This window comes from Mycetocola zhujimingii (genome assembly GCF_003065425.1).
Classification (GTDB): Bacteria; Actinomycetota; Actinomycetes; order Actinomycetales; family Microbacteriaceae; genus Mycetocola_A; species Mycetocola_A zhujimingii.
Window position 1 is genome coordinate 1,681,887 of sequence record NZ_CP026949.1, and the last position, 25,302, is coordinate 1,707,188.

32 protein-coding genes and 2 tRNA genes are annotated in these 25,302 nt (G+C 61.0%); 15 read left to right on the forward strand and 19 right to left on the reverse strand.

Annotated features, from left to right (window positions below):
* The first annotated feature begins 13 nt into the window (after positions 1-13).
* Positions 14-247: a hypothetical protein gene (locus tag C3E77_RS07965; RefSeq protein WP_108391143.1), complete on the forward strand. Its 234-nt coding sequence runs from the start codon at positions 14-16 to the stop codon at positions 245-247.
* A gap of 31 nt (positions 248-278) precedes the next feature.
* Here C3E77_RS07965 and C3E77_RS07970 read toward each other — a convergent pair whose 3' ends face one another.
* Positions 279-779, reverse strand: a complete 501-nt coding sequence (locus tag C3E77_RS07970) for a hypothetical protein (RefSeq protein ID WP_108391144.1) — start codon at positions 777-779, stop codon at positions 279-281.
* A 319-nt stretch (positions 780-1,098) separates the two neighbouring features.
* Here C3E77_RS07970 and C3E77_RS07975 point away from each other — a divergent pair, with 319 nt between their 5' ends.
* Positions 1,099-2,151, forward strand: a complete 1,053-nt coding sequence (locus tag C3E77_RS07975; RefSeq protein WP_198412130.1) for a DUF2776 family protein — start codon at positions 1,099-1,101, stop codon at positions 2,149-2,151.
* A gap of 178 nt (positions 2,152-2,329) precedes the next feature.
* On the forward strand, positions 2,330-2,623 hold the full coding sequence (locus C3E77_RS07980) for a hypothetical protein (RefSeq protein ID WP_108391146.1): 294 nt from the start codon (positions 2,330-2,332) through the stop codon (positions 2,621-2,623).
* A gap of 109 nt (positions 2,624-2,732) precedes the next feature.
* On the opposite strand, the gene C3E77_RS07985 is transcribed toward C3E77_RS07980, so the two are convergent.
* Positions 2,733-3,002, reverse strand: coding sequence for a hypothetical protein (locus C3E77_RS07985; protein ID WP_108391147.1), 270 nt, complete (start codon positions 3,000-3,002; stop codon positions 2,733-2,735).
* Positions 3,003-3,112: 110 nt separating this feature from the next.
* On the opposite strand from C3E77_RS07985, the gene C3E77_RS07990 reads away from it, so the two are divergent.
* The 4 genes from C3E77_RS07990 to C3E77_RS08005 all read left to right on the forward strand — a co-directional run bounded on the left by C3E77_RS07990 (position 3,113) and on the right by C3E77_RS08005 (position 4,797).
* Positions 3,113-3,502, forward strand: a complete 390-nt coding sequence (locus C3E77_RS07990; RefSeq protein ID WP_108391148.1) for a hypothetical protein — start codon at positions 3,113-3,115, stop codon at positions 3,500-3,502.
* Positions 3,503-3,643: 141 nt separating this feature from the next.
* Positions 3,644-3,898, forward strand: coding sequence for a hypothetical protein (locus C3E77_RS07995; RefSeq protein WP_108391149.1), 255 nt, complete (start codon positions 3,644-3,646; stop codon positions 3,896-3,898).
* 132 nt (positions 3,899-4,030) lie between these two features.
* Positions 4,031-4,453 (forward strand): hypothetical protein, encoded by a 423-nt coding sequence (locus tag C3E77_RS15405; RefSeq protein ID WP_162924947.1) that lies wholly within the window; start codon positions 4,031-4,033, stop codon positions 4,451-4,453.
* Between the two features lie 146 nt (positions 4,454-4,599).
* Complete coding sequence (locus tag C3E77_RS08005) at positions 4,600-4,797, forward strand: hypothetical protein (protein ID WP_108391151.1); 198 nt, start codon at positions 4,600-4,602, stop codon at positions 4,795-4,797.
* Between the two features lie 159 nt (positions 4,798-4,956).
* On the opposite strand, the gene C3E77_RS08010 is transcribed toward C3E77_RS08005, so the two are convergent.
* The 9 genes from C3E77_RS08010 to C3E77_RS08055 form a co-directional block, all read right to left on the reverse strand.
* Positions 4,957-5,316, reverse strand: coding sequence for a DUF6980 family protein (locus tag C3E77_RS08010; protein WP_162924948.1), 360 nt, complete (start codon positions 5,314-5,316; stop codon positions 4,957-4,959).
* A gap of 89 nt (positions 5,317-5,405) precedes the next feature.
* Positions 5,406-5,597, reverse strand: a complete 192-nt coding sequence (locus tag C3E77_RS08015; RefSeq protein WP_108391153.1) for a hypothetical protein — start codon at positions 5,595-5,597, stop codon at positions 5,406-5,408.
* A gap of 50 nt (positions 5,598-5,647) precedes the next feature.
* Positions 5,648-5,914 (reverse strand): hypothetical protein, encoded by a 267-nt coding sequence (locus C3E77_RS08020; protein WP_162924949.1) that lies wholly within the window; start codon positions 5,912-5,914, stop codon positions 5,648-5,650.
* A gap of 332 nt (positions 5,915-6,246) precedes the next feature.
* Entirely contained in the window at positions 6,247-6,864 is a 618-nt protein-coding gene (locus C3E77_RS08025; protein ID WP_162924950.1) for a tyrosine-type recombinase/integrase, read from the reverse strand.
* 4 nt (positions 6,865-6,868) lie between these two features.
* Positions 6,869-7,561, reverse strand: coding sequence for a competence protein CoiA (locus tag C3E77_RS08030; protein ID WP_162924951.1), 693 nt, complete (start codon positions 7,559-7,561; stop codon positions 6,869-6,871).
* 132 nt (positions 7,562-7,693) lie between these two features.
* Positions 7,694-8,260, reverse strand: coding sequence for a hypothetical protein (locus C3E77_RS08035; protein WP_108391157.1), 567 nt, complete (start codon positions 8,258-8,260; stop codon positions 7,694-7,696).
* 383 nt (positions 8,261-8,643) lie between these two features.
* A complete protein-coding gene (locus tag C3E77_RS08040; protein WP_234031163.1) occupies positions 8,644-9,333 on the reverse strand; it encodes an endonuclease NucS domain-containing protein in 690 nt (229 codons plus the stop codon).
* 299 nt (positions 9,334-9,632) lie between these two features.
* Positions 9,633-9,833, reverse strand: coding sequence for a hypothetical protein (locus C3E77_RS08045; RefSeq protein ID WP_108391159.1), 201 nt, complete (start codon positions 9,831-9,833; stop codon positions 9,633-9,635).
* A gap of 1,338 nt (positions 9,834-11,171) precedes the next feature.
* The gene (locus tag C3E77_RS08055) at positions 11,172-14,159 is read right to left on the reverse strand and encodes a nidogen-like domain-containing protein (protein WP_162924952.1); all 2,988 of its coding nucleotides are present in this window, start codon (positions 14,157-14,159) and stop codon (positions 11,172-11,174) included.
* A 481-nt stretch (positions 14,160-14,640) separates the two neighbouring features.
* Here C3E77_RS08055 and C3E77_RS08060 point away from each other — a divergent pair, with 481 nt between their 5' ends.
* The 4 genes from C3E77_RS08060 (at position 14,641) to C3E77_RS08075 (ending at position 16,241) form a co-directional block, all read left to right on the forward strand.
* Positions 14,641-15,021: a hypothetical protein gene (locus tag C3E77_RS08060; protein WP_108391162.1), complete on the forward strand. Its 381-nt coding sequence runs from the start codon at positions 14,641-14,643 to the stop codon at positions 15,019-15,021.
* The gene (locus tag C3E77_RS08065; protein WP_162924953.1) at positions 15,011-15,259 is read left to right on the forward strand and encodes a hypothetical protein; all 249 of its coding nucleotides are present in this window, start codon (positions 15,011-15,013) and stop codon (positions 15,257-15,259) included. The genes C3E77_RS08060 and C3E77_RS08065 overlap by 11 nt, the downstream gene beginning before the upstream one ends.
* A 114-nt stretch (positions 15,260-15,373) precedes the next feature.
* Positions 15,374-15,793 (forward strand): prevent-host-death protein, encoded by a 420-nt coding sequence (locus C3E77_RS08070; RefSeq protein ID WP_108391164.1) that lies wholly within the window; start codon positions 15,374-15,376, stop codon positions 15,791-15,793.
* A gap of 4 nt (positions 15,794-15,797) precedes the next feature.
* Complete coding sequence (locus tag C3E77_RS08075; RefSeq protein ID WP_108391165.1) at positions 15,798-16,241, forward strand: cytotoxic translational repressor of toxin-antitoxin stability system; 444 nt, start codon at positions 15,798-15,800, stop codon at positions 16,239-16,241.
* A 39-nt stretch (positions 16,242-16,280) separates the two neighbouring features.
* Here the strand turns inward: C3E77_RS08075 and C3E77_RS08080 are convergent, their stop codons facing one another.
* The 3 genes from C3E77_RS08080 to C3E77_RS08090 all read right to left on the reverse strand — a co-directional run bounded on the left by C3E77_RS08080 (position 16,281) and on the right by C3E77_RS08090 (position 17,585).
* Positions 16,281-16,568, reverse strand: coding sequence for a hypothetical protein (locus C3E77_RS08080; protein ID WP_108391166.1), 288 nt, complete (start codon positions 16,566-16,568; stop codon positions 16,281-16,283).
* A gap of 104 nt (positions 16,569-16,672) precedes the next feature.
* Positions 16,673-16,960, reverse strand: a complete 288-nt coding sequence (locus tag C3E77_RS08085) for a hypothetical protein (protein WP_108391167.1) — start codon at positions 16,958-16,960, stop codon at positions 16,673-16,675.
* A gap of 40 nt (positions 16,961-17,000) precedes the next feature.
* Positions 17,001-17,585 carry a hypothetical protein gene (locus C3E77_RS08090; RefSeq protein WP_108391168.1) on the reverse strand — a complete coding sequence of 195 codons (585 nt, stop codon included), beginning with the start codon at positions 17,583-17,585 and terminating at the stop codon, positions 17,001-17,003.
* Between the two features lie 271 nt (positions 17,586-17,856).
* Between C3E77_RS08090 and C3E77_RS08095 the strand changes: the two genes are divergently transcribed.
* A complete protein-coding gene (locus C3E77_RS08095) occupies positions 17,857-18,771 on the forward strand; it encodes a hypothetical protein (RefSeq protein WP_162924954.1) in 915 nt (304 codons plus the stop codon).
* 641 nt (positions 18,772-19,412) lie between these two features.
* On the opposite strand, the gene C3E77_RS08100 is transcribed toward C3E77_RS08095, so the two are convergent.
* Positions 19,413-19,486: transfer RNA gene (locus tag C3E77_RS08100), tRNA-Ile, on the reverse strand.
* Between the two features lie 9 nt (positions 19,487-19,495).
* The gene (locus tag C3E77_RS08105; RefSeq protein WP_234031164.1) at positions 19,496-20,758 is read right to left on the reverse strand and encodes a glycosyltransferase; all 1,263 of its coding nucleotides are present in this window, start codon (positions 20,756-20,758) and stop codon (positions 19,496-19,498) included.
* A 253-nt stretch (positions 20,759-21,011) separates the two neighbouring features.
* Here C3E77_RS08105 and C3E77_RS08110 point away from each other — a divergent pair, with 253 nt between their 5' ends.
* Both C3E77_RS08110 and C3E77_RS08115 read left to right on the forward strand, forming a co-directional pair.
* Positions 21,012-21,389, forward strand: coding sequence for a YciI family protein (locus tag C3E77_RS08110; RefSeq protein ID WP_108391170.1), 378 nt, complete (start codon positions 21,012-21,014; stop codon positions 21,387-21,389).
* Complete coding sequence (locus C3E77_RS08115; RefSeq protein ID WP_108391171.1) at positions 21,371-22,624, forward strand: RNA polymerase sigma factor; 1,254 nt, start codon at positions 21,371-21,373, stop codon at positions 22,622-22,624. The genes C3E77_RS08110 and C3E77_RS08115 overlap by 19 nt, the downstream gene beginning before the upstream one ends.
* A gap of 7 nt (positions 22,625-22,631) precedes the next feature.
* Here C3E77_RS08115 and C3E77_RS08120 read toward each other — a convergent pair whose 3' ends face one another.
* Entirely contained in the window at positions 22,632-23,555 is a 924-nt protein-coding gene (locus tag C3E77_RS08120) for a DMT family transporter (protein WP_108391172.1), read from the reverse strand.
* Between the two features lie 45 nt (positions 23,556-23,600).
* Between C3E77_RS08120 and def the strand changes: the two genes are divergently transcribed.
* Positions 23,601-24,167 (forward strand): peptide deformylase, encoded by a 567-nt coding sequence (gene def, locus C3E77_RS08125; protein ID WP_108391173.1) that lies wholly within the window; start codon positions 23,601-23,603, stop codon positions 24,165-24,167.
* Positions 24,168-24,319: 152 nt separating this feature from the next.
* Here def and C3E77_RS08130 read toward each other — a convergent pair.
* A tRNA-Asn gene (locus C3E77_RS08130) sits at positions 24,320-24,392 on the reverse strand.
* Between the two features lie 56 nt (positions 24,393-24,448).
* Positions 24,449-25,297 (reverse strand): ATP-binding cassette domain-containing protein, encoded by an 849-nt coding sequence (locus C3E77_RS08135; RefSeq protein ID WP_108391174.1) that lies wholly within the window; start codon positions 25,295-25,297, stop codon positions 24,449-24,451.
* Positions 25,298-25,302 lie beyond the last annotated feature (5 nt).

Genomic DNA, 25,302 nt, shown 5'->3' on the forward strand with positions numbered 1-25,302 from the left:
GAAGGACCGTGACGTGAGGAATGCAACGAACCTTTCGGAGAGAAGGAAGCTCGTCCGCAACGCGCAGCTGAGCACCGGGTGGGCACTTCTTCTACTGGCGTTCGCCATCACCGTCTTCTCCCTCCAGCCGAAGTCATACGTGATGCCGATTCTGATCCTGTTGGCCTGGGTCGCCGTTGGAATTGCCTTGGCGATTCAGCGTCGCCGCCTCATCAAAGAACTGAAGACGGTGGATTCAAAGCGATAGGTCACGGTCGAGGCGAACGCCGAACCCGCGGTTAATCTAGACGGCGACGGAAACGAGTGAGCCACCGCACAAAACCACCGAGCGCGTCGATGAGCTTTATCAACAACGGCTCGGTTCTCTCTGGCACAAACTTCAGCCCGGCGATGGACGCTGTGACCAGGCCGCCGAGCGCCCCGAACCCCCACATGAGAATGGGGCCTTCGGGGGTCTCGGTCCAGTCGTCGGGTGTACCGGCAACGATGATGTGGCTGGGGTTCTCGGGATCCTGTACAACGTCCACCATGAGCCCAGGGTGTGGATCCCGAATCAACACCCCGTAGTCAACTTCTGTCTCCTCGCCACGAAAGTCCACGTAATACCTATCGCTCAGCCGACGGCCGCCCGGCACCAGCTCGACGAACGTTGACGGCTCCCGTGGCTGCGTCTCGACGAGTTCCGCGGCGTGCCGGAACTCCGCCTGCCCGCCGAGACCGATGGCCGCGATGAACCCCACCACCAGGGCCACAGTCGCCACTGTGAGGACATCGCGCACGGGCAGAGGCCACGAGCTGACCCGCTCCCAACGAGCGTCTTTGCGGGATTCGTTCCGTGAACGCGCTCGCGCCGTCCGTCCCAACAGACGTTCCCACCAGCTGCAGGGTTCGTGGCGACCAGAGGCGCTGCCTTTGCGACTCACCTGTCTCCTTTTCGGACGCCGTGCGATGACTCAGATCCTATGGTGAAGGCACAGTACGGGTGCGGCCCTTGCCCACCACTGGGGGCGTTCCGACGGCTTTGAAGTCGCTCACTCAGGACACAGGACCCTTACGCCGCCGAGTAGCGCGGTTTACTCTCCCGGCATGAACCACGCAGTGAGTGTAATCTTTCGGGCGATCCCGCTCGCGATGATGGCAGTGTGCCTCGGTTTTGGCCTGTTCGTGGCAACTGCAGGAGCGGCACCGGCGAATTTTGTTGCCGGCCGGGTGGTCATGTCCCTCGGCGTAATCTGCCTGTGCCTCTTTTGCACCGCCGCAACCATCATCCGCCAGCTGATCAACCGCTACACGACGATCGATCGAATCGCGTACCCAACCATCGGCTATCTTGCCGCGGCGGCAACCGTCGCGTATGGCATATCGCTCTTTGTCGGTGAACCGAGTACCGGCGTGAACGAGCGATTCATCGCCGGTCATGTTGTGTTCGGAGTCGGGCTCATCAGCGGCTGTATCGCAACCGTCGCGACGGCATCCACTAAGTTCTCGCTCATCCCGGTGAACTCACATGCGGCAGAAGACAGCACCGACGTTCCGCCGGCCGCGTTCCCGAAAGCCGCGGTCGTGGCGCTCGGCGCCATTCCGATCGTCCTGGCGATAGTCGCATGGATCTTCTCGATCACGAACCTCGTTCTCCCAACCACTCCCAGTCGGTTCACTGTCGGACACGTCGTTGGCGGGCTCGCTTTGGTTTGCACGTGCCTGATCACTTTGGTCCTCAGCATCCTTCGCCAGGTCGAGAACTCGTATGCCCACCGAGAGCGAATCATTTGGCCCTCGATCGTCATAGCCATGGGCTCCGTCAACCTCATCTGGGGAATTGTGTTGGTCGGGCTCCACAGCGAGCCCTACTTCTGGACGCCCGGCTTCGTACTGATCGGCCTTGGCCTCGTCTGTTTCAGCATCCTCAGCAAGGTAGGGCTGCTTGCGCTCGTGTGGCGGCGGACGTTTGCACTCGCCAACCGGGTGCCCTTGATCCCGGTCGTCACGGCGCTGACGTGTCTCTTCCTGGCGGCGTTCCTGTTCCAGGCCGCCCTCGACAACGCGAACGTGTTCATTGCAGCGCACGTCCTCGTCGGTTTGGGAGCAATCTGCTTCTCGCTCTACTCGATCGTCAGTATTTTGGAGAGCGGCACATCGTCCGCCAAGTGAGCCGCAGGAGTCGGTAAGACAGCAAGGACCTCCAGCACGACTCAACCGATTCGTTCCGAGCAACTGCTCAGACGAGGTAGGTGTCGCGGCTGTCGGTCGACGGGACAAATCGCGGCTAACTTTTCCACCGAGTGCGTCTGGCACTCGTACTCTCTTCTTCATAGGAAACGGGTGAATCATGCAGCAGCGGCAACTGAGTAGTTCAGATCTGGACGCGCTGAGAGGCGTGCTGTCGATCGTGGAGCTCCACCTGATGACCGATTCCCTTCCCGTGGCCTTCGTCGACGATCTGAGAACTCACTTTCGTGAAACCGGCGCCGCGAACCGTGTCCCAGATTCCGGAATCGCCCATCGCGACGTCCGCCAAGCGCTCAGTGATTTGGCCCAACAGATTTACTACGTGCAAGGCGAGTATCAAGAGCCGAACCCCAGCTTTCCGGTGTGGAACGGCGAAGTAGCCGAAGAAGACTAGTCTGCTTTCGTTTGTTCTGCGGTGGGCCTCACTCCGAGCGCTCCCGCCTCGGCGTACCCCTACCCGGCCGCGACAACCCGGGGAGCTACTGGGCGCTTCGGTCGTTGCGTCAGGGTCGATCGCGAGGTGGATAGTCGGTCTTCGGGTCGAGACCATCGTCGTCGTACGTCTTGACGCCGTACAACTCCGACTGAACGCGCCCGGTCCTGACGAAAGGCTCAAATGCGTCCTTGATCCCCCGTGGTTTCCGACGAACGAGCGCGATGGCGACCCGGACCATGAGGGCGACGATCACCACAATCAAGAAAGCAGGGACGAGCCAGCCGGCCGCTTCGAGAAGGACGGTGCCGAAACCTTCGGAAATGCTTGCCAGTCGCATGGATGCCTCTCTGCGGTTACGGCGAAGTGTACCCGTTGAGGCAGGTCCGGATCGTTATTGATGCCGAGCTGAAAGCCCAACAACTCACGGTGGGCCGATAACCTTCGACCATGACGACCGATCAGGAGCCGGAGACGGACAAACGCGACATCGCGGCTTGGACCATCGGGGTGGGATTCTCTGTCTGGGCCCTGGTCACCTTCTTCGTGCTGTTCCGCTGGTGGGGAATGGGGAGGAGCGGTATCTACGAAGCGTGTGGTGACCGCTTCTACGCCAGCCAGCCGGGCGTAGATCTCCGTGACAATCCCGGTGGATACAACGTCGACGGGGAGCTGTCGATCATCCCCATTGGAATCAGGTGCACGTTCGAGACACCGGATCCGTCCAATCCTTACGTGGCGTTCTACGACTATGGAACACTGCCGCTGGCCATCGCGTTCGTGGCGTTTCTAGCAGCGCTCGTTGCGGTCGTCATCGTAAGGAGGAGACAATCCCGCTAGGGCTTTCGTCGATGGGTTCGCTGCACGAGTTCGCAGGCGCTGGGAAGATATCCCGCAAGCTACGAAATCTTCGCTAGTCGTCATGGCGTCTGCCCGCTCGTGTGGAGACGTCGTCGACAGAGGTAACAAACGGAGGCGTGCATGACTAGCACCGGTAAACCCGAGGGAATATCGGGCTGGTGGATCGCCCTCGCGGGAGCCGTGTCCCTGATTTTCGGGCTGGTCCTGTTCTGGCTGGACTCCGCGGGAATCATCGACGCGCACTCTCGCCCGAAGGTCGTCTTCGTCTCAGTGACGCTCGGCGTTGTTTTTCTCATCATGGGCGTGGTGACGGGTATCAAAGGAACTCGTGTCACCGACGACGGACGCAACAGGTACGGCAAACGAAAGCGCTAAAGCATCGCACCTGCTCCGTGCCAGTAAAAGGAACACCTGGCCAGCCGCTCACAAGCCCGAACGTACGGCGCCGCTCTTCACCAAGTGATGGCAGCGCCGGAAATTGACTTTCCTCACGACTAGCCTCAAGCCATGAGCCCTCGAGCGACCGGCATCATCACAATGGTTGCGTCGATCGTTCTGGCTGTAGCTGGCGGCTGGATGTTCTCGAACCCCTGGTCCGCGATCCCCGGAGCTCTCCTGATCGTCGCGGCGTCGATCTCGTTTGCGGTTGGTGCCATATGGACGCTGAAGAAGTCCTGGGATGACAGATCCTGGCCACCCGATGTCGCTATTGATGCCGCTAAAGCGCTCAGGAAGCAGCGAAGGATGGCAATCACTTCCTGCGCAGTCGCGCCGCTCATCATCGGTTGCTCGATAGCGCTGATGGTGTTCGACCAAGCGTTCTGGCCGGGCGCGCTCACACTCATCTTGGGGCTTACCAACCTGGGGTCGGGAGTCGGACTCCTGCGGTCGATCGCCCATCCCCCGAAAAACACCGACTGGAGACCGTGAGAGGTTCAGGATCGCCGGAACGTCATGCTGCTGCTGTGAGCGTGAGAGTACTGGTCGACCTCGGGCGATGCGCGAATCGGACAACGGTCCCTCCGCTGAGACTTCGCGCCTGTACACCACGAATCCGCCCTGCCTATCATGGGTCCATGAGGGCCATGCGAAGGACGCGAACGTGGCTCGGCATTGTGATTGCCCTGTTCTTCGTGATCACGGGGACTTGGTTCCTCATCGCCGACATCGCGGACTATCGAGGCTGGGCGCTTCTCGCGATGGCGCTATTGAACGGGATAGTCCTCTGGGGATTCCTCCGAGACGACGACCCCAACCAAACCTGGCGGCTGTGACATCTTCGTGCTGACGGCTCGTCTGCAGGACGGTGCCGGATCCCACTGAAACGCTCGCCTGTTACTGAGTCTCCCGGCCCCACCTGAGAGCCTCGGGCCGGGCGTCCGCTGCGTTTGCGAGTTGTCTGATCGGAGGTGGAGCGCGGAAGCTCCGCCACGTCAACCAGCGGCTAGCTGATTACCGTCCCAATCAAATCTCCCCTGCCACCATTCATCCGACTCGTAGGCTGCTGGAATAGCGCCCTCTACATCCAGCAGCAAGAGAAAGTCTTCGCCGAGCAATGCCCCGAGGTCCTCATGCCACTGATCTCCCAGCTCCATCGGCAGCTTTGCGCCGCACCATGGGCAGTAGAACAACAGTTGAATGGGGTGGGGTCCTTCGCCGTCAGGAGGTCCGTTGAACACCGTGATGGCGTACTGACGTTCAGGAGCGTAGTAGTGAATGGGCACGCGCTCATCCTCAAGGAAGGCAAGCATCAACGGACAACCATGAGGGGGAACATCTCTTTTCACATTCACAAATTTATCCTTCGGCCGGGCGACGCGGGTTTTACATTTCCCTGTGCGGGATGCATCGACCCGAGGTGACGTTCATGGGATCGCGAACACTAACGCGCACCAACGGAAAGGCCAGGTGGAGCGATGTCGGGTATGAGAATGCCGATCAACCGTTCGAAGTCGTCTTGATCCTCAACATTGGCCGCGATACGCCGGTCATCGGCCCATTCGATCAGATACCCGCCTGCCTCCAGCGTGACCGCGATCTCCTGCGGCGAAATCCGGATCGGTGAGACGAACACGTCCGCGGCATGAAGTTCAAAAGTTGAGGCAGTGAGGCCACACGAGTCTGTCAGAGCGGGTGCCCGATCAGGTTCATTACGATCGTCCCTGCCACGACGACAAGCATGAATCCGAGCATCGCCACGCTGATCCAGAAGCCCCAGTACGCTGGCCGGTTCTCGACTCCCTGCTCCTTCGCCCACCTCATTGCACCCCTGGCGATAAACACCGATACGAACGGAATAAAGAACGCCAGGATGATGGAGATCGTCCCGAGAAGCGCGTCTGACTGAGTCGGCTCCATTGCGAGGCGCGAAGTTCTCTCTGAACTGGCCATGGTGCTCACCTTCCCATCGATACGCGGTCAGCATCCCACATGTGAAGGTGTAGCGCGCGTTCGCGCGGGTGTAAGGCGCGACGAGATCGTCAAACATAGCCGTCGCCCGAATCAGCCCCGTGGCCAGGATCGGCTGACGATGAGTGTAGGGCGGACGGGACTTGAACCCGTGACCGACGGATTATCGGGCGAAAGATCCTAATTTCCACGTCATACCCGCATTTCTTGCTGTTAAACAAGCATTCCCGTGCACTGGTGCGGTCCCTAGTGGCCCGGAGCGATCTGAATCTAGCCCGGAGCTAGAGCGGAGGTTTGAACAGAGTCGCTGCACACTAGATGGCTCGAAGCCGGCGGGCTGCCGCAACCATGCTGGACGTATCCGTGAGGTCGGTGTACGAGCCTCGATTGACGGACCCGTCGTGGCCAAAGAAAGCGGCGCGGACCACCTCGGGAACGTCGTTGAGCAGCATTGAGTTCAGCGTGGTCCTCCACACATGCGTCCGGGCAGTGCGCAACAAATCAATATCTAACGCCTCCGCCAGTTCAGCGTAAAGCTTCGCCACCTCTCCCCCGCAGTTACGGCGATCCCACTCGACCATTGGATCTGCCGGTGAGCCGATCACGTGTGCGGCTTGACTCGGGGCGCCGTTCATTCGAGTAAAAACGCGCTCGGCCACACGATCATCCAGGACAGGAACACGACGCTCACGTTTGGTTTTAGAAATGTCTTTGGTCACAGTCACGTGAATCGCGCCATCGTCGCTGGTCTCGACATGTCGGCTCCAAATGATTGCATTGGCCTCCGATACGCGGAGTCCGGTGGTCATTTGCAGAAGAGTGAGGTCGATAGCATTGCGCCGCTTGCTGATTCTGGTGGCGAGCGACCACCGCCCGCGACGAGGCTCGACCTGCCCATCAGCGGGGTCGAGACTAAGGAGATAGCGCAACACAGATTCATGCTGAGGTCTTGTGAGCGCCCTCCTTGCATGCGGGGATCCTGTACTTCTGTCCGCCGGCATAGACGACCTCTTCGGCCGTGGCAACCTGCCCGGTTATCGGATTCAGCCAGAAAACCATCGCGCCCGACGCAGCAATGTGCTGCTGTAGTTCGTTCAGCTTCAATATGCCATCGGCTGTGGCTTTGAATTGTCTCCCGGTATGACCGAACACCCACACGTCGGCGATCTTGTGATCGAGCGAGTACGAGCGGTGTCGCTCTTTCCAGTGTTTGATCGTCAACGACGCGTACTGCACCTCAAATGCCACCCTGTGGCCAGCGCGGCTCTCGATCATCAGGTCTGCAACCCGCTCCCTTGCTGGCGTCGAGGGCTTTTCGATTGTCGTCGTAGACCGCGGATATTCACTCCGTAGCCAGTTTGCGATCTGACCCTTGGCCTGCACGTGAAAGACGCTCTCCGGCTTGTGGTCTCCTCCTCCAGAGGATTTGTGGCGAAATCCGTCTCGCCTCGTCTCACGATGCACCGCCAAGAGGTCAGGGGTCGAGCACCGCGGCACCGGACACATGAGATCGTCGCGCGTTCGCTGCCGCCAGGCGTCAGCTTCGTTGTCCGGCATTTTCAATAGCTCACTCGTTGCCCGAACCATGGCGAAGACCATCCGTGTCTCGCCGCTCTGAAATTCGGCCAATTCGGCCCTGCTATGCGCCATCAGGCGAGAATACCGAAGAGTCCGCACACAGTTCTGCCCCGATGGATCGGAACCCACCGGGGCAGAACTGTGCTCACTGTCAGGTGATGCTGGTCTAGGCCAGCGAGCCGTCTACGCGCTGAGCTTGCCCGCTTCCTGCATCTCTTCGAGGCGCTCCCACGCCCACTCGTAGCCGGCGTCGCGGAGAGTTCCCGGCTTGAACTCCCAGCCCGAGCCGCCGACGAGCGACTCGAGTCCGGTCAGGGTTCCGGAAAGCGCTTGGAGGCGAGCTTCCCAGACCCGGCCGTTGGCGTCGGTGTGACCGACGCTCGCGACCTTGACCATCGCCTGGTGAAGAGTCTGGAACCGGATGATCGGCGCCCAGCCGGCCAGTGTGAAGTCAGCGCTCTCCGGGTCGTGGATCGGATCCGGCCAGCCGCCTTCAGCGACCTTGGCCAGGTACTCCGACGACCACTTTGGGTAGGAGAGCGCCCGCTTGCCCGCGGTGCCTGTCTCGGCGTCACTCTTGCCGATGTAGATGATTCCGCCGCCAGACTCAACGAGCACGTAGACGAAGGGGCCCGTCATCGAACCGTCGGCGAGGTCGCCGAGGTTCTTGAACTCGAGCTCCGGGACCAGCGGGCGAAACGCTGCGAAGGCCGGGACCTTGACCGCAACCGAGGTCGTGAATTTGTTCATGATGCGTCCTAACTTTCGGGTGTCCGTACTCGCCTGATGCGTAGCCGGTCCACCGGTGTTTGGCGAGGCGGGTCGTCCTGAAAGTTCAGGATCGACCGTGCCTCACGAGAAAGCTAGCAGTGATCTCGAGAACCGTGGCTGGCAAAGTGCTGAATCTGATATTTGTCGATTGCTACAACGGGTCAGCTGTTTTTCTTCTCTCCCAAGAGCCGCGTCCCGTGCTTCGCGCTCCGTTACTAGGTTCAGAGGTGCCTAAATGACAAAGGTTCAGACGAAAGTGCCCGATAGCTCCAAGCGCTCCTGCATGACCAGAACACCGACTCGCATATGGCTCACCAACTTGCCGTCCTGTGGCAAGCCCGCACGGGCACCACTGGCAGCGCTCAGCTCAACTCGATGGTCAGGTGGTATGAGACGTACCTGATCGCGCCCTCCCTGGTGAACTTAAGCGTGTCTCGAAGCCGCTGATCGTCCGCCGTGCCCACAATCAAACCCTCTACGAGATGCCCCGGCTCCATCAATGCGCGCTCCGCCCAACCCATGTATCTCAGGACCTGGCCGACAGCCTGATCTCTGGGTTTCCCCCTCTTCAACTCGATTACAAGCCAACGTTTCTTGTCCTTGCTTCGAGCCAAGATGTCGATTGGGCCGCTATCTGTGCGATATTGCTGACCAACTAAGTCATAATCTGCGAAGAACCCGATACGAGACCAGTTGAAAACCAGGAATTCTTCGAGGCGATCCTCGATCCGGAACACGACACGATCCTTGTCCGACTCTCGCTCAACCAACTCGTCGGTGCGCGCGCTCGTAAGGACTCCTGAGTCGTCCATGCTGACAGGCCTTTCCGGGCCTGAAAGGTTGCCAATCTTGAACTGAGTGCGGACTTTATACCTACCGGGCCCGTCGTACGTAACAGCCCCCTCACCTCCGACCGTGAACCTTCGCTCCACTAGCTGTTCTAGGGGCGTTCTCGTCATGACTTTTGACTGTGCGAGTAATCCAATATCTGCGGTTCCCTCATACCAAAATGGGCTGTTCGCGATAAATAGGATGGTCTCGTTGGAGATCATGAGATTCTGCAGCAGCGACAGGGCCGCGCGGCGGCTGATGGGCCGACGCCCGATCGCATCGAGAAGTTCGGGTCCCGCGTCCCTTTGAGCTAACACCTCCATAACCGTGTCGAAGCTGTGCGGAGGGTGCTGCCGTTGCGCGATCTGAAGCAAGGTTTCGGATCTGGTGGCCTCATTGCGCGCGATCTCGAGACTTGGTACGCATGTCGGGCTAATCGCCAGTTCCGCTAGTAGGTCCGACGAATCTGTGCCCTTCGCCAACTCAGATACGACGCCCGGCAGGTCTCCCATCAGGATTCTCAGGAGCTCTGGATTTGGTACGAACTTGGGTTTCGGGTGAGCGCGTAGCGCACGTGAATATCTTCATCCGAACCGAGCAAAAGAAGCACATCGCCATCGGTCCGCTGATTGCTCGCGACGCTGCCGCGCACCATCGACACCTCATCCGTTGCGAGGATGCGGAGCACACGTGGATTCACGGTGTGATGAGCGGTGTGCATCCGAACTTCCCAACGCGCGTCGGTGGCTAGCATTCGGTGTTCCTCGATTCCACCATGTCTCGCCGCGTCAACTTGTTGCATGATCCGTGCGCGAACCGGTGAGCCAGCGGCCTGCCCGTTTTGGAACTCAGGATCCATGCCGACCCCCTCGTGCCTGCTTCGAGACCGCCATGTTGCCTTCCCTTTCCCACGACCAACCGATTAGAGCGACGTTAGAAGGTGCCACCGACATCGCGATGGCATTGGACGACACGGCGCCGGCGGACATCGCGCTGGCGAAGGTCTATCTGATTCCTGTTGGCGTTCGGGATCAGTCAAGGGTTATTGGGCCCGCGAGAGGCCGAACAGCCGACGACAGGAAGCCGCACGCAATCTCGATAAAATGGGACTTGTCTAGCACGGTGTTAGCAAAGGGAACAACCGTTGGTCAGCATACCTCCGTCAATCTCTGGCGCACGGGGCGTCCGGAAGTGAACGCATCGGGATAGGTTAGCGATGCAGCCGGGATGCGAAACCGATTGACGTCTTGCAAGCTCAGCGCGCCAGATGTATAGAAACTATAGAGATTCCGGAACTATAGGGACTATAGACAACTCCCTCAAACCTCGCCGACGACGTGAACTCCGGCTAGATCAGACGGACGAAACCACCGTCATTGCATACCTAGTACGGAGATGTCGCCATAGATAATTCGCCCCGGCCGCGGTCGCGCTGCGGGGTGAGGCATTTCGGGCAGTTTGGTGTCCTGGCGTAGTTGTAGTCGTCGTCATCGGGTTCCATGAGCTCCGATAAACCGCTCTCACCGCTGTGGTACACCCACCGAGAATCAGGCATCTGGACGGAAGAGCATGTAAGCGACTACCGATCCAACGCGTGCACCCGTCAAGTCACGGCCGTCCACGCCAGATGAATCGGTCGCAGGCGCTCAGGTGCCCTACCGCCCCTGTGACGGATGTCGGCCCTGTCTCGATCTGACGACCCAAATGGCCCATCTCGCGGTCCAAACGCCCCACGATATAACGCAAATGAGAACCGTTGGCACGACTGTCGCGCTCCACCCTGAATTGAACCATAGCAACATCGCTATCGAGTGAATGAGAAGCGCACCTGCAATCCACAGGTTTCGCCCAACGAGCGCGACGATGGCTGCAAGCGCGATAAAGGCGATCGCAACCCACATCATTTGGACTCTTCCCTCGATATTCCGGGGCGTAAGTGGACCTCCCAAATTGAGCTGCTTTAGTTGCGCGTCTAAGGCGAAAACCTCGCCAATCAAGAAAAGGACGAACGTGCCCTGAATTGCAACGTGTTGCCGTATTCGCCAGGGGGCCGTCGGTGTCATCTCCACGATGGCGACCCGAACAGTTTGGTGCCATCCGTAAGCCGCACTTCGTTCCCGCCCCCGGCGTCGATTACGTAGACGTCGCTCTTGGCGTTGCGGCTCGATATATATGCAATGCGCGAACCATCGCCGGACCAGACCGGCATGGTGTCCACGCCGATGTTGGTCGTGACTCGCCTCAGTCCGCCGTCCACCAACTTCAGAATGTAGATATCCGTATTGAGAGGTCCTATCGATGTGAAGGCAATGGATTGGCCGTCGGGAGACCAGGACGGCGTTGCGTCTGCTGACGGACTTGAAGTCAAGCGCAGCAGTCCTGTCCCGTCCCGGTTTATTGAGTAGATATCTGAATTCCCCGAGCGGGTGGAGCTAAACGCGATTTTGTCTTCGAGTGGCGACCACGTGGGTGATGCATCGATCGCTGAACCAGTGGTGAGCCGGAAAAGCCCGGTTCCATCTGCGTTCACTAAGTAAATGTCGGAGGTACCGCTGCGTGTAGAGCTAAAGGCGATTTGAGTGCCGTCGGGCGACCAAGCGGGGGTTCCTTCGAGCGCAGAACCCTTCGTGATACGAGTGACGCCGGTCCCATCTGCGTTCATCGTGTAAATGTCGGCGGCGCCGGTGCGAGTCGAAACAAACGCAAGTTTCGAACGATCCGGAGACCACGAGGGCGCGGTGTCGATCGCTGCGTCTGTTGTCAGCCGGGTAACAGCTGTGCCGTCCGAGCCAGTCGAGAATATGTCGGTGTTCCCTTTGCTTCTGGCCGAGTACGCGATTTGCTCCTCCGAGCGAATTGCACGGTCGGCGCTTGCGAAGCTCTTATTGCCGGAATCATCAGTGACGACCAAAGTGATGAGATACTCCCCAGGAGTCTCGTAAGTGTGCTGCGCATCAACTCCTGACGCGAAGGTTCCGTCGCCAAAGTCCCAGAGATACTCGGAGATAACGCCGTCCGAATCCAGACTCGAAGCCGCGCTGACTTCGACGGAGGAACCTGACTGTGTAGTAGTGACCTGCGCCGTCGGGGCCAGATTGACGGCTGGCTCTTGGTACATATTTAGAATCGTCTCTTCGCCCTCTGCCGCGACCTGCGACCCGAAGAGGTGCACCGTCCATGTACCCGGTTCCGGGTCCGTGACCTCATACAACTCCGATGTTGGACCAACCGTGTGGAAAACGTCGCTTGCTGTAGTTGCACGGTCCAGGGTTCGGCCAGATGGGGAGACCAATGTCATGATCACATCGCTTCCGGGCCAGCTCGTTGAGAAAGCTGCCCGGCCGCCGTCATTTGTAACCTCCGTCGTGAAGGAGTATGTCTGACCGGGATAAACGCGCGTGCTCGGCGCGGTTGACCCAAGTGTCTCGCTTACTGCATCGGCGATGGCCCGATGCCCATACGCTGTCGGGTGATACGACTCTGGTAGGGCTTGGAAAAACTCGCCGGCCCGCCACTGGATTGCGTTAAGGAATTGACTGTCAGAGCCCGAGCAAAGCTCATGATCCTTAGAAGCGTCATACACGTTGACGTACTCGACGCCCCTACGCGCCGCTGCGTTGCGAATCTCTTTGTTGACTAAGCGAATCACCTCGTTGATCCACAGCGTGTCTGAGTAGCGAACGTCGGCGCATTCTCTCGTGGACTCCGGAAGATCTGGGTCGTAGAAGCGCGGATACCCAAGCGCAAGAACCCGGGCGAACGGCGCCCGCTCTTTGATGTCATCAAATAGGTTCGTCCATTTTCCGTCGTCAACGAGCGCCTCGAGTCGGTCTTCGACGAGCTTCTTATTGTCTTTGGCGCAACTACGGTCATCACCAATTAATACGTCGTTCCTAATCTTGGCTTCCACGCATTTAGTGAGGATCGGACCGAAGCCCATGTCGTTGCCCCCAATTCCGACCGTAACCAGCCGGGTTTGTGCGCTGATGCGGTCCAATTGGCTTAGCCCCGGGCCTTCGGAAAGAGGAGCCGTATCGTCGTAGTTGACGCGAAACGGGTCGTCCCACACCGGACCGCTCGTGGAAACGTCCGTTTCCGACAGATGAGAGATTACGGCTCCGCTGCACGCCCAGAATGACAGGCGGTCCGATACTGTTCCATCGCTGACAAGGAGTTCGGGATACGCGGAGTCTGACCGGTGACACATATTGACCCCATCTGTGTCAGTTCCGGCCCAATAATCGTGCAGGCCTTCGCCGGACTGGTAAGAATCACCAAGAGCTACGTACTCAGCGACCGGTGCATTCCCACCGCGCACCTTCCACGTCAAGCGACCAGCTACCGAGCCATCGGCAGTTCGCGTGTTGAGGGCGGTCGGACTGCCGTCCAAGAAAGCGCCCGTTTCACCCGACCCAGGCACTTCGAAGGAAGCGTTCTCATTTCCAGATCCATTAGAAAATCCCGCCCGCGCTGGTGATCCACCTAGGCCGCCAAATCCGCCGCTCGCATCTCCGGCTTCCCACTGGATGCTGTTGTAATTGAAAACAATATCGAAGGCACCCGCGTTCGAGTCTTCACGTTCGACAATGAGGAGTTGGAACGAATTGCGCTTGTCGGAGTGACCATCGAAATAGCCGACTTCCAGCCAGCTTGCACAGAACGCGCGATGGCCTTGAAACACCGTCTCGCCCCAGCCATACGTAACCGCACCGCCGCCTCCTCGAGTGTCGACGTCGGCGAAGAAGGGTGCGATGATCGCCGCTTCTGTGCCGACCAGCCCAAATGGCGTGAACGTGCTTAACGGGCCGTCGAACGTGATGTTTCCGTTGTTGTTTACCCAGGCGGTCTGGTAGGTCTTCCCGTAAAAGTTGATTTCGAACGGGAGTGCCGCTTCCGCGGCCGAGTCGTCGTCATTCTCAGGCAGACTGTTCTGCGAGCACGCGGCCGCGTCGACTATCGCGCCTGGGGCAGCTGCCTGTGCAGGCGGCGCGAGGCCGAATCCGAGCGTGGCCAGCGTGACTACTATCACTATTGCAGAGCGGATCATCGGGTTCCCCCATCGAAGTCTTAGCGCTACACGGCCGAGCTCGCGGACGAGACCGGACATTCGTACGCTCGTCGTCGAGCGCGGTTACAAGTTATTGGGCAGCGTCAACGCGGACCTCCCCCAGTTCGGGAATCACCCTGGTTCCATAATCAACTGCCCGGCATGGTCAGGGCACCGTTCTTTGGTGGACGGCATTCATGCCGACACCTCAGAAGCTGCCGATCGATGCGACAGCCGCCGTCTCCACCGTGGACAAGCGCGCCGTTCCACCGGAATGCGCACCGCGTGAAGAACAACCGCCACCATACGTGCGGTGCCGGGCGGTCTCGTCCGATCCTTTGCACCATCGTCCGGTCGCGCCGATAGTCGGGATAAGTGAGATTATCGGGTGTAGAAAACCATACCCTTGAAGTGAGAACAGGCGTCGTATAAAAAGTGCGCGAAGCGACACTTTATTTGCGCCACTGGATATGGTCAGAGCATGAATGCCGAACAGTCGCTGGACGTGCGGCATCTCTGCATGCTCCTGATCGTCGTGGGAGTCGCTGGGATGATCGGGATCCTCGCGGTCGGAGGTTCCGCTGCTCAATACGGAGGCCTCGAGTACCGGTGCATGATCGAGGGACCCTTCCCGTCCTCGCCACCGTTGGCCCTGGTCACGGAGGTCGCACCGGAACGGGCCTACCTGTCTTTGTGGCCGTTCGGGCGCGCCTGCGACTGGGAACGCGCAGACGGACAAGGTGTAGTCACCGCGTTTTCTGACTGGGGCGCCACGGTTGGTTTTCTGATTTGCGCGGCTATGGCCGTTGTCGGGGGGTTCTTTGTCGGCGGTCGCCGAGAGGGGGCGGCTGGTGAACGGTAAACCCAAGGGAATGTCGGGCTGGTGGCTCGCTGTCGTTGGTGCGGTTTTCCTGATTGTCGGGGTGGTTCTCGTCCTGCTGGATTCCGCGGGAGTCATCGACGCACACTCACGCCCGAAGTTCGTCTTCGTCTCGGTGACGCTCGGCATCGTCCTTGTGATCCTGGGCACCGTGCTGGGCATCAAGGGTGAGCGAGTCACAGGCGACGGACGCAACCGATACGGCAAAGGCGAACGTTGAACGCCAGAGGCAATGCCTGGTGCTGAGAATCGTCCAGCCTGGTACACCGAATCCGAGGTACCATGTACACGACGTACATCGCGTACGTCGTGCACACCCCTGAAGGAAGTCACCATGTCGCTGGTCGCGGACTACGGCACATTTACTGCTGCCCGTACTCACCTCAAAGAAGTCTTCGACGCTAACGCCGAGGGGCGGACAGTCACCGTACGCAGAGACGGACAGGTCTCGGCCGTGGTTCCTGCTGACAAACTTCAGGCGCTCCTCGCCCGAACTGTGTCGCCAAGTGTTCGAGTCGACCGCGAAGACGGCCGCACGATCGCCCTGATGGAGGCCCGGCCGTTCGTCTCTGAGGGCATGAACGTCGCCGAGGCGCTCGAGGACCTGATCCTGTCACTCCGCGAGTACAGCGAGGACTGGGAAGCTCGCCTTCGTCACGCACCAAATCACGCAGACAACTGGGACTTGGTCCAGCTCGTCAAGCTCTCCACCGACGAGCAGCTCCTTGAGTGGTTCGAACGCGGCAGTAACTAAGCGCGTGAGTAAGCACCCGGCGCCGACAAGAGAACATCACGACGACTTCTGCACGACCGAACGCTGGCAGCTCGTTCGAGGGGCTGCCGGGAAGCCGGTCGCCCACCATCGCACGTACGAGCTGACACTCTGGGACGGGCGCATTCTGCGCACCCGGATCTCGAAGCCCGTGGACACGTCCACATACGGGGCGAGCATGTGGTCGCACATCCTGCGTGAACAACTCGAGGTCGACGCGGGAACCTTCTGGGACTGCGTGCAGAACGGCACGCTCCCTGACCGCGGTGCACCGGTGACGAAGGTCCACAAGGACGCAGTGCCGTATTTCCTGGTTCACGCTCTGACAGAGATGGGCGTTGACGAGAACGACGTACTCGCCCTCGCACCCGCCGAGGCGGCAGCGTTGCTGGCCGAGAAAATGAAACAGCAGTTTGGCGAGGACGCTTAGCTTCGCGCTGGCGTCTTGGTCATCGTATGGCAGCAGCTCTCAGCCGAGGTCGCCGTATCCGGGCTCTTCGTAGCCACAAACACGGTCTCGATCGGTGCCGTGGACGAGCCCGCAGCCGAAGTCCAATGACCCCAGAAACTGAGCCACGAGAAACAGAACCACGAGGAAGAGTGTCATGCACATCGCTGTCACGACAGTGAACTGCAGCAGCGGACGCCAGGTCGGCTCAGTCTCCACTTCGACGAACGCTGACTGACCAAGGATGCGCTCCTCGCGCGCTTCAGAGCGTTCCCGGGGATGCGGGCGCTTGCTCGGCGGCTCGGCCATGGCGTCACTCTACTGAGGTCCTTGTGCTGCGCCTACAGTGGATCGCCGCGGCGCGCGTCGCCCGGTCGAGTCAGATCGAGAGGACTCGCTGGCATATAAGTGGCTCAGACCGGTTGAGGCGACACAGCAGCCACTGCAGCAGCGGCGGTTGCTTTGCGCGCCTGGCGCAGCTTCTCGCGATACGCGATGACGACCATGCCGGAGGCGGCAAGCACAGCCATACCGAAACCGAACGCCGACAGGGCGAGCTTCGAGTACCCGGCGATCTGCACGTCGAGCTCGCGCGACACTCCCTCGAAGTCGAGCATGCCGCCGTAAACGCTCAACCAGGTGGCGCTGCGGGCGAGGAGAGCTACTCCGAGTACGAGGAGGGTGACTGCTGTGGTCTTCATTCGCTCCCGCGAGTCGCGAGGGGTGTCAGACGGGGATCATCTAGTCGAAGACTACGACCGCGTAGCGAGACGGCGTCTTAGCTGCGAAGGCTTCGGCCGCAGCTGTGGACGCTTCCTTGGACGAGGTGGGCTCAGCAACGGGGCCTGTGGTCAGCCAGCTAGTCCAGACGGTGCAGCCGCAGATTCCATCGAAGACAGGTGCAACGATAACGATCTTGCGACTCAGTCGCTTGCTCTCGTCGTCAACGAACTTCATGAACGCCAGCTCGTCGTCGTTCGAGCCAGCTGCCATTCCCTCGACCATTCCGTCAGCGCGGGTATTGATGTCTGCGGCGATTTCTGCGGGGATCGCTTCACCCTGCTTCGGAGTAGGCACGACAGTGCCGTCGAGGAGCGTGTAGCTCCGCTTGGCGATGAGTTCCTTCTCCCGTTCGGAGAGCTTCCCGTCACCATCCAGGTCGCCGTCGATCGGTTCCGGGGTCGCTGCAGTAGTGGCAGCTGGCTCAGCTTTTGGCTGGCCCGAGAAGACATCGGTGCCGGATCCGGTGCCAGTGCCGGCGCAGCCACTCAGGAACAGAGCAGAGGCAACTAGCGTAGCGAGCACGCCGGGGGTTCGTTTCATCATGGGGTAGGTCCGATCGGTTGGTCTTCGTTGAATCTAACGGGGATGGCAGGCGCATCTCGAGTGGTTCCCCAGCTCTGGGGTGGTGGTCGTGTCGTGGTGCTTAGGTGGCGGTTTACGCCTGCGAAAGCCGTACAGAGTGCGATCGGAGCCATGGCTACCAACTGGGCAGGCTGGCCACCAGAGGTCCGCTGTCAATTAGAGGTCACGTCTTCGGATCTCTGATGGCACGGTGCGCACTGCGAAACGGCCGCGCCGCGTCTAGGCTCGGGACATGGACGAGACAACCTGGTCACTCGGTGCCGTTCGGCGGGATGATCCGGAGCGTCGTGATTCTCGGCTGGTTGAAGCAAGAGAACTCACAGAGATGGAATTCGAACGCCTCACCAGCGACATGAGCTTCTTGAGAGATCTTGGCGGCCATAACCTGATTGCGGCGCTCGTAGACAAGCTGAATACTGTCGCTCAGATTGAGGGCGAGCTTCTCGACCGCCCACACATATATCGAGACGCGCGGTTCGGGTATCGGCTCACCTCTGCGGTCGATGCGTTTCTTGCCGAAGTGACTGCTTTCCGAAATCGTATCGAAACTCTGACCAGACAGTATCTGCCCTCCTATGAGGTCAGAATTACGAGGCTCTTCAAACAGATCCATGACGAGAACGCCAATTACAGGCTCGCCTGGGAACTGCGAAACCTTTCACAGCATGGTGTCGGGGCATCACATTATTTCCATCTCACCGACACGGACACGGGGAAACTTTGGGCCATCGACCTGCCGGCTCTTTTCGGCGACCATGTCGGCGAAAAGAGGTGGGAAGGAGCTGGCGCTCTGTTCGGCACCGCGGAGGATGCCCGTGTGATTGGAGTCTTCCATGGGGCATACAGCTCGTCATCCAAGGTGCTGGCAATAATGCTCGTGGAAAACGAAATGGAGATCGCTGCGGTCGTAGACCGGGTCACCCAGGCGATGGCTGATGGAGTCGAAAATACACGCGGCTTTCCAGTTGCCTGGTCCCTAGGGAAGACCAGCGACAGCACTATTCACATCAACGAGCTGCCGCTTGAGCCGCTCGTGATTGGATGCGCGATCGGCTCGCTGCACGGTGCACGCTCGATTCTTGGACTGCCGCCTTCGACGCGGTTCCCATCTGCTTCAGCGGGAAACGGGAAGCCAGCGGATAGCTAGCCACGTGAAGCCCTTAGACAAACAGCTGGCCGTCCTCTGACATCTGCCCCGTCGGTAATTCACCGCGGTCGATCGCATAGAAATACAAACGCGCGCAGCTCTCGTTTGTGCGGCCTGGACAGCCCGCGAAATCGACGACGCGGTATCGGCTGCACATGAGGGCGTGTGGGGTCGCTAATTCCAATACTTTCGTGACAACGTAACAAACTAGGCAATTGATGGGCACCACGGAGCACACCACCAGCGCCGTAAGTGTAGCGAGATGCGGAACCTAGAAGTGCATGGCAGTCGCTCGCCTGATGTCAGACAAGTCGCGCGACTCGAGTTCACCAGCACGAGACGTAAGTCCGAGCGGTAGGAGGCACAGTGTCCCAGCCTGACGAGCTATACCGCACTTGTCCAGCGTGCGGATCTGACTGCGTACCAGAGCCGCTCGCGACGGGCTCGGGCATGGCGCTCGCACGCGGGCGGGTAGCTGTACGAATACAACGAACGCGAAAGTCCTCGCGCGATACGGGCCCGCCGCAGTAAGCGACAAACTCGACAGCAGACCGGAGTTTAGAACGGAGGCACTAGCGAAGCTCGATGACGCGGTCAGGGTTCGGCGCGAAAAGAATCCCTGACCACAAGGGCTTTAACAGTAGGGCGGACGGGACTTGAACCCGTGACCGACGGATTATGAGTCCGCTGCTCTAACCAGCTGAGCTACCGCCCCTGATGGTGTCTAGTCGTCTGACACCTGGATGGGAATCGCCTCGGTAACCGGGTCGGTCACCGACTGTCCACGATACATGCTCTCGAACGTCGACAACGTGCGCTGGATGTCGTGCGCCTTGATCATGCGCAACGACTCGCGCTTCATCGACATCATCTTCTCGGGTGACGCCGTGAGGACATCCGTCAACCGCTCAGCGAGCTCCGAAACGTTGCCCGGTTCGAACAGGTAGCCGTTGACATCGTTGTGCACGAGGTGCGGCAGGGCCATCGCATTCGCCGCGACGACCGGAAGAGCGGATGCCATGGCTTCCATGGTCACGATGCTCTGGAGTTCCGCGATCGACGGCATCGCGAGCACTGTTGAGCGGGTGTAGGTTTCGCGCAGTTCCTCGTCGCTCACGTAGCCGGTGAAGATGACCCGGCCGCCGAGTTCAAGAGAGGCAGCGAGGGCTTCGAGGTTGCGCTTCTGGTCTCCCCCGCCAACGATCTCGAGCTTCGCGTCGAGTGCAGGGTCGAGCGTCGCGAATGCCTTGATCAGCACGTCGATTTGCTTCTCGCCCGTCACCCGGCCGACAAACACAATGCGGTTCTCGGTGCGCGGTTCGAAGCTCGGCGTGTACATCTGCGCGTCGATCCCGCAGGAGATCGCGTGCACCCCAGTGAGGCCGGTGTACTTCTCCAGGAAGTCAGCGGCACGACGCGTGGGCGTTGTGACGGCCTCAGCCAGGAGAAGGTTCCCGCGGGCAAGCTTCCAGGCCCAGCGCACGAGCGACTCGCGAAAGCGGTGAGGCAACAGCGTGAACTCGAGTGCGTTCTCAGGCATCAAGTGGTTAGTGGCGATGATCCGGATGCCACGTTTGGTGCCCTGGTTCGACAACCCGCGCCCGACGAGAGCGTAAGACTGCGAGTGAATGACGTCAGGCTTCACAGCATCGATGATGCGGGCTGCGTCTTTGTTCAGGCGCCACGGCAGGGCGAACCGCAGCCAGTCGTGCGGATACCAGCGCCAGCTCTTGACCCGGTGAACGACCATCTGCTGGCCCTCGTGGGTTTCGGTCCACGTGCCGTGCTTCCTGGACGCGGCAGGAGCAACGACATGGACCTCGTGCCCGCGCGCAACCATGCCAGCGGCGAGGCGCTCAGAGAAACGGGCAGCGCCATTAACGTCAGGAGCAAACGTGTCCGCGCCGATGATGATCCGGAGCGGACGGCTATCGCCATGGGGCTGGTCGGTTGACCCGGCGCTTGTCGAGTGAACTGATTCTGGCACTGTGGGGATTCCTCCGTCATCGGCCGGAGAAAAAGACCCCGACCATATCCTCTGGCGGGGGCCGCCTGAGATCAATCGCTTTCATACTATCGGGCACCCTTGCGTGCTGCAGGACGTGGCTGGCGAGCCGTGGCGCCGGGCGGGCACAAGCGCGGATGGCGATCCTGTCGATTGACGACCGGCTGGATCGTCATCTCTATAGCGGCGCGCCAGCTACGGCGTTAGCCTGACCACCCTGCAGAAAGGAATCACCATGCGATACGCACTTCTCCTCAACAACCCCGAGCCAGCCGACGTCGGCATCACCGAGACGGACATGGAACCGGCCATGGCCGCATTCGACGCATACGCAAAGTCCCTCTCGGATGCCGGCGTCCTCATTGGCGTCGATATCCTCCAGCCGGTGGCGGCCTCCACGACCGTCACCCTCCGCAACGGCTCCCTGCAGGTGCAGGACGGGCCGTTTGCGGACACCCGGGAAAAGCTCAACGGCGTCTTCGTGATCGATGTCGCCGACCTGGATGCCGCCATCGCCTGGGCGGAAAAGTGCCCGGCGGCCCAGTACGGCGTGATCGAGGTTCGACCGACCGCCCTGTACTTCGAGGACGGGCAGTGGCAGAACGCGGCTTAACCGCTGCTGAGGTTGCCGAGCAGGTCGCCCGTGACTCCCACGGGCGACTGCTCGCGCTCCTCGCGTCACGAAGCGGAGACATCTTCGCCGCGGAAGACGCCATCGCCGACGCACTCGAGCGGGCCCTGCTCAGCTGGCCGGGTTCAGGGGTGCCGACGAATCCCGAGGGCTGGATCTTCCAGGTGGCGCGCAACAAGCTGCGCGACCACTTCCACTCGGCCGCCCAGCGGACGTCTGTCCCGCTCGAACGTGCGCACGCCGAGGAAGACGCGACGGGCGAGGCAGATGTCGACGCGATCCCGGATAAACGACTGGCGCTCCTCTTCACCTGCGCACATCCAGCCATAGACCCCGCCATCCGCACGCCCCTCATGCTCCAGACGGTGCTCGGCCTCGACGCAGAGCGCGTCGCCGCCGCGTACGCGACCCCGCGCCAGACCATGGCTCAGCGCCTCGTTCGCGCCAAACGTCGCATCCGGGATGCCGGAATCCCGTTTCGGGTGCCGGACCGCTCGGGAATGCCAGGCCGGCTCCCCGCGGTGCTCGAGGCCATCTACGGCGCCTATGCCATCGACTGGCAGGTCGTCTCGGGGACCACCATCAGGAGTTCGCTCTCGACCGAGGCGCTGAATCTCGCGGAGATCGTCGCCGAGCTCCTTCCTGACGAGCCGGAGGTGCTCGGCCTCGCAGCCTTGCTCCGGTTGAGCATCTCGCGTACCGGTGCGAGGACCCTCCCGGACGGGACCCTGGTTCCGCTCGATGAACAGGACACCTCGGTGTGGGATGCCACCGCAATCGCCCGCGGGGAGGCATACCTGGCCCGCGCGCATGGTCTCGGCACGATTGGGCGCTTCCAGATCGAAGCGGCGATCCAGTCGGTGCACTGCGCACGAGCCAGCACCGGCACGACGGACCTACGCGCTCTTCGCACCCTCTCCGAAGCCCTCGCGGCCGTCGCCCCGACGCTCGGAGCCCGGGTCGCACTCGCCGCTGTCATCGGCCAGACCGACGGGCCGACGGCGGGCCTGGACGCCCTCAACGCCATCACCGATGCAGGCGCGCCACGGTTCCAGCCGGCGTGGGCTGTGCGGGCCCACCTTCTCAGCCAGGCCGATCGACGGCGGGAAGCGGTTGACGCCTACGAGAGGGCGATTTCACTCACGACCGACGCGCCCACCCGTGCGTGGCTTCGACGCCGCGCTGACGCGGTCCGCGCCGATGACGGCATCCGCTGAATAAGCGCTACGCCTGCACCTGCGGGTGGTGCCTGGCCAGCTGGAAGACTCCCCAGACGGCGATCGCACCGGCAACGGCAAACCCGATAACGGCCCAGAGCGGCGCGCCGCTTGCCTCGTCGAGAACGACGATGCCAATCGCGACGGCAACCATCGGGTCGACGACGGTGAGCCCGGCGATGACGAGGTCCGGCGGCCCCGAGGAGTATGCGGTCTGCACGAAGTACGCACCGAGGCCCGCTGCAACGAGCAAGCCGACGACACACAGAACGGTCAGCCAGTCGAAGTTCTCGTTGACGATGCGATTGATGACCACTTTCGCGAGCGTCGCGACGAAGCCGTAGATGATTCCCGCGGCGAGAATGTAGAACAGTGCCTTTGCCCGCTTGCGGAAGAACAGGAACCCGAGCGTCAGGAGGATGAGCACCACGCCGAGCATGATCAGGATCGTGATGAGGTCGACGTTGGACACCGGCTTCTCACCACCGACGAGCGCCGCGATCGTCACAAACAGAGCGACGCCAGCCACACAGGCGGAGATCGCAATCACACTCGGGCGGTTGAGGCTCATCTTGTAAATGCGCGCGTTGAGAATCGCGGTGATGACGAGGGCGATGGCGCCGAGCGGCTGAACGAGGATCAGCGGCGAAAAGGCCAGAGCGCTGAGCTGGAACGCAATGGCGAACCCCAGCATCAGTGTGCCGAGAACCCATGACGGCCGGGTGAGCAGAAGCTTCAGCTGGCTGAAGTTGAGTCCGGTGGTTGCATCGACACCGCTCGACGATTCAACCTTGGTCACACCGCGGTGCTGGAACTGCGCGCCGAGCGACATGAACACCGCGCCCACGATGGCGAGCGGGATGCCGATGAGCTGGCTCGGGTTGCGAACAAACTCGCTCGTCAGGTCGCTGAAGTCGTTGTTCGCAAACATCACGTTGCGAGCCTACAACGGGCGGCTCTTGGTTAGGCTCAACGAATGGCCATTCTCCCCATCCGTATCACCGGTGATCCCGTCCTGCACTCCCCCGCCGAACCCGTGAGCGTTTTCGATGACTCACTGCGGCAGCTCGTCAGCGACATGTTCGACACGATGGATGCCGCCCCGGGCGTCGGACTTGCGGCGCCGCAGGTCGGTGTTCCCCTGCGGCTCTTCGTGTACGGCTACGACACCGACGAGGTGGGCCCCTGGCGCGGCGTCGTGATCAATCCCGAGTTGTGGATCACTCCCCCTCCAGCGGGAGAGCCAGACGAAGAGGAAGAGTCAGAGGGATGCCTGTCGTTCCCCGGCGAGAGGTTCCCGCTCAGGCGCGGCGAGGAAGCCATCCTCACCGGAGTCGACCTCGAACAGAACCCGGTTGAGCTCAGGGTCAGCGGCTGGCACGCGAGGATCCTGCAGCACGAATACGACCACCTCGACGGATACCTGTACGTCGACCGCCTCGGCCGTCACGATCGCAAAATCGTCGCGAAGGTCACGAAGAAGATGGGCTGGGGCGTACCCGGCGTGAGCTGGATGCCCGGCGTGGACGACCTCGACGCCTGAATTGCGCACTCACGACAAAGGCGCCGTCGGCAGGAACTCCTGCGGACGGCGCCTTTTTTGTGCCCTGAGGATCGCGACCGATACGACAACCGGTCGACCGGCATCCGGGCAAGAAAAAAGGCCACAGGGGTGGAGCCCTTGTGGCCTTTTCGCTCCTCGACTTGGACTCGAACCAAGAACCTACCGGTTAACAGCCGATTGCTCTGCCAATTGAGCTATCGAGGATCATTGCGTTGCGTAGCTACTTTACCAAAGCTTTGCGAAACACAAAATCGAGAGGGTCACCTCGGGCGAGTCTTGTCGACTTCGCGCTGCCCGGTTGCCTCGGCGAAGCCCGCCAGGAAGGGGTGCGCGCCATCGGCCAACAGCTGATCGATGGGCGCGAACCCGACGACTCGACCCGAGTGCAGCGCAACTACCCGCCGTGTGGTGTGCCTGAGCAGGGGCAGATCGTGGCTGACGAGGATCGCGGAGAAACTCCCCTCGACCCGAAGCCGTTCGATGAGTTCGCTGATCGACCCGCGAACAGTCACGTCGATTCCCGCGGTCGGCTCGTCGGCAATCAACACGCGTGGGGCGAGTACGAGTGACCTCGCGATCGCGACCCGCTGCCGCTGGCCGCTGGAAAGTTCGAACGGGTACTTGTCGAGCACAGCGAGCGGCAACTGCACCTGGTCGAGCATCGTGGCGACCCGGAGGCCAACCGCCTTGGCGTTGTACCGGCGGTCGCGAGCCAGAATCGGCTCGCCGACGAGCTCGGCGACGGTCAGCTCCGGTGCAAGCCGCGCTGCGGCATCCTGGGGCAGGTAGGCGACGTTGAACGTCAGCCGAGTCAGCTCCCTGCGACGGATGCCACGAAGCGCGTGACCGAGGACGTGTGCCTCTCCCCCGGAGATCACCGGGGCTGGATCGGTTCCGCGCGCACTGGTCAGGTCGCCGGCGAGCACCCGGGCGAGTGTCGACTTGCCTGAGCCCGACTCGCCGATGATCCCGATGACCTCGTCGGCCGCGACCGCGAGGCTGACCCCATCGACCGCGCGGTGCGCCACGCTTGCCCGGTGGGCCGGATAGTCGACGGTCAGATCGTCGACGGTGACTGCCGCATCGCCTGTGTGTGCCGGGGAGCTCATGGTTA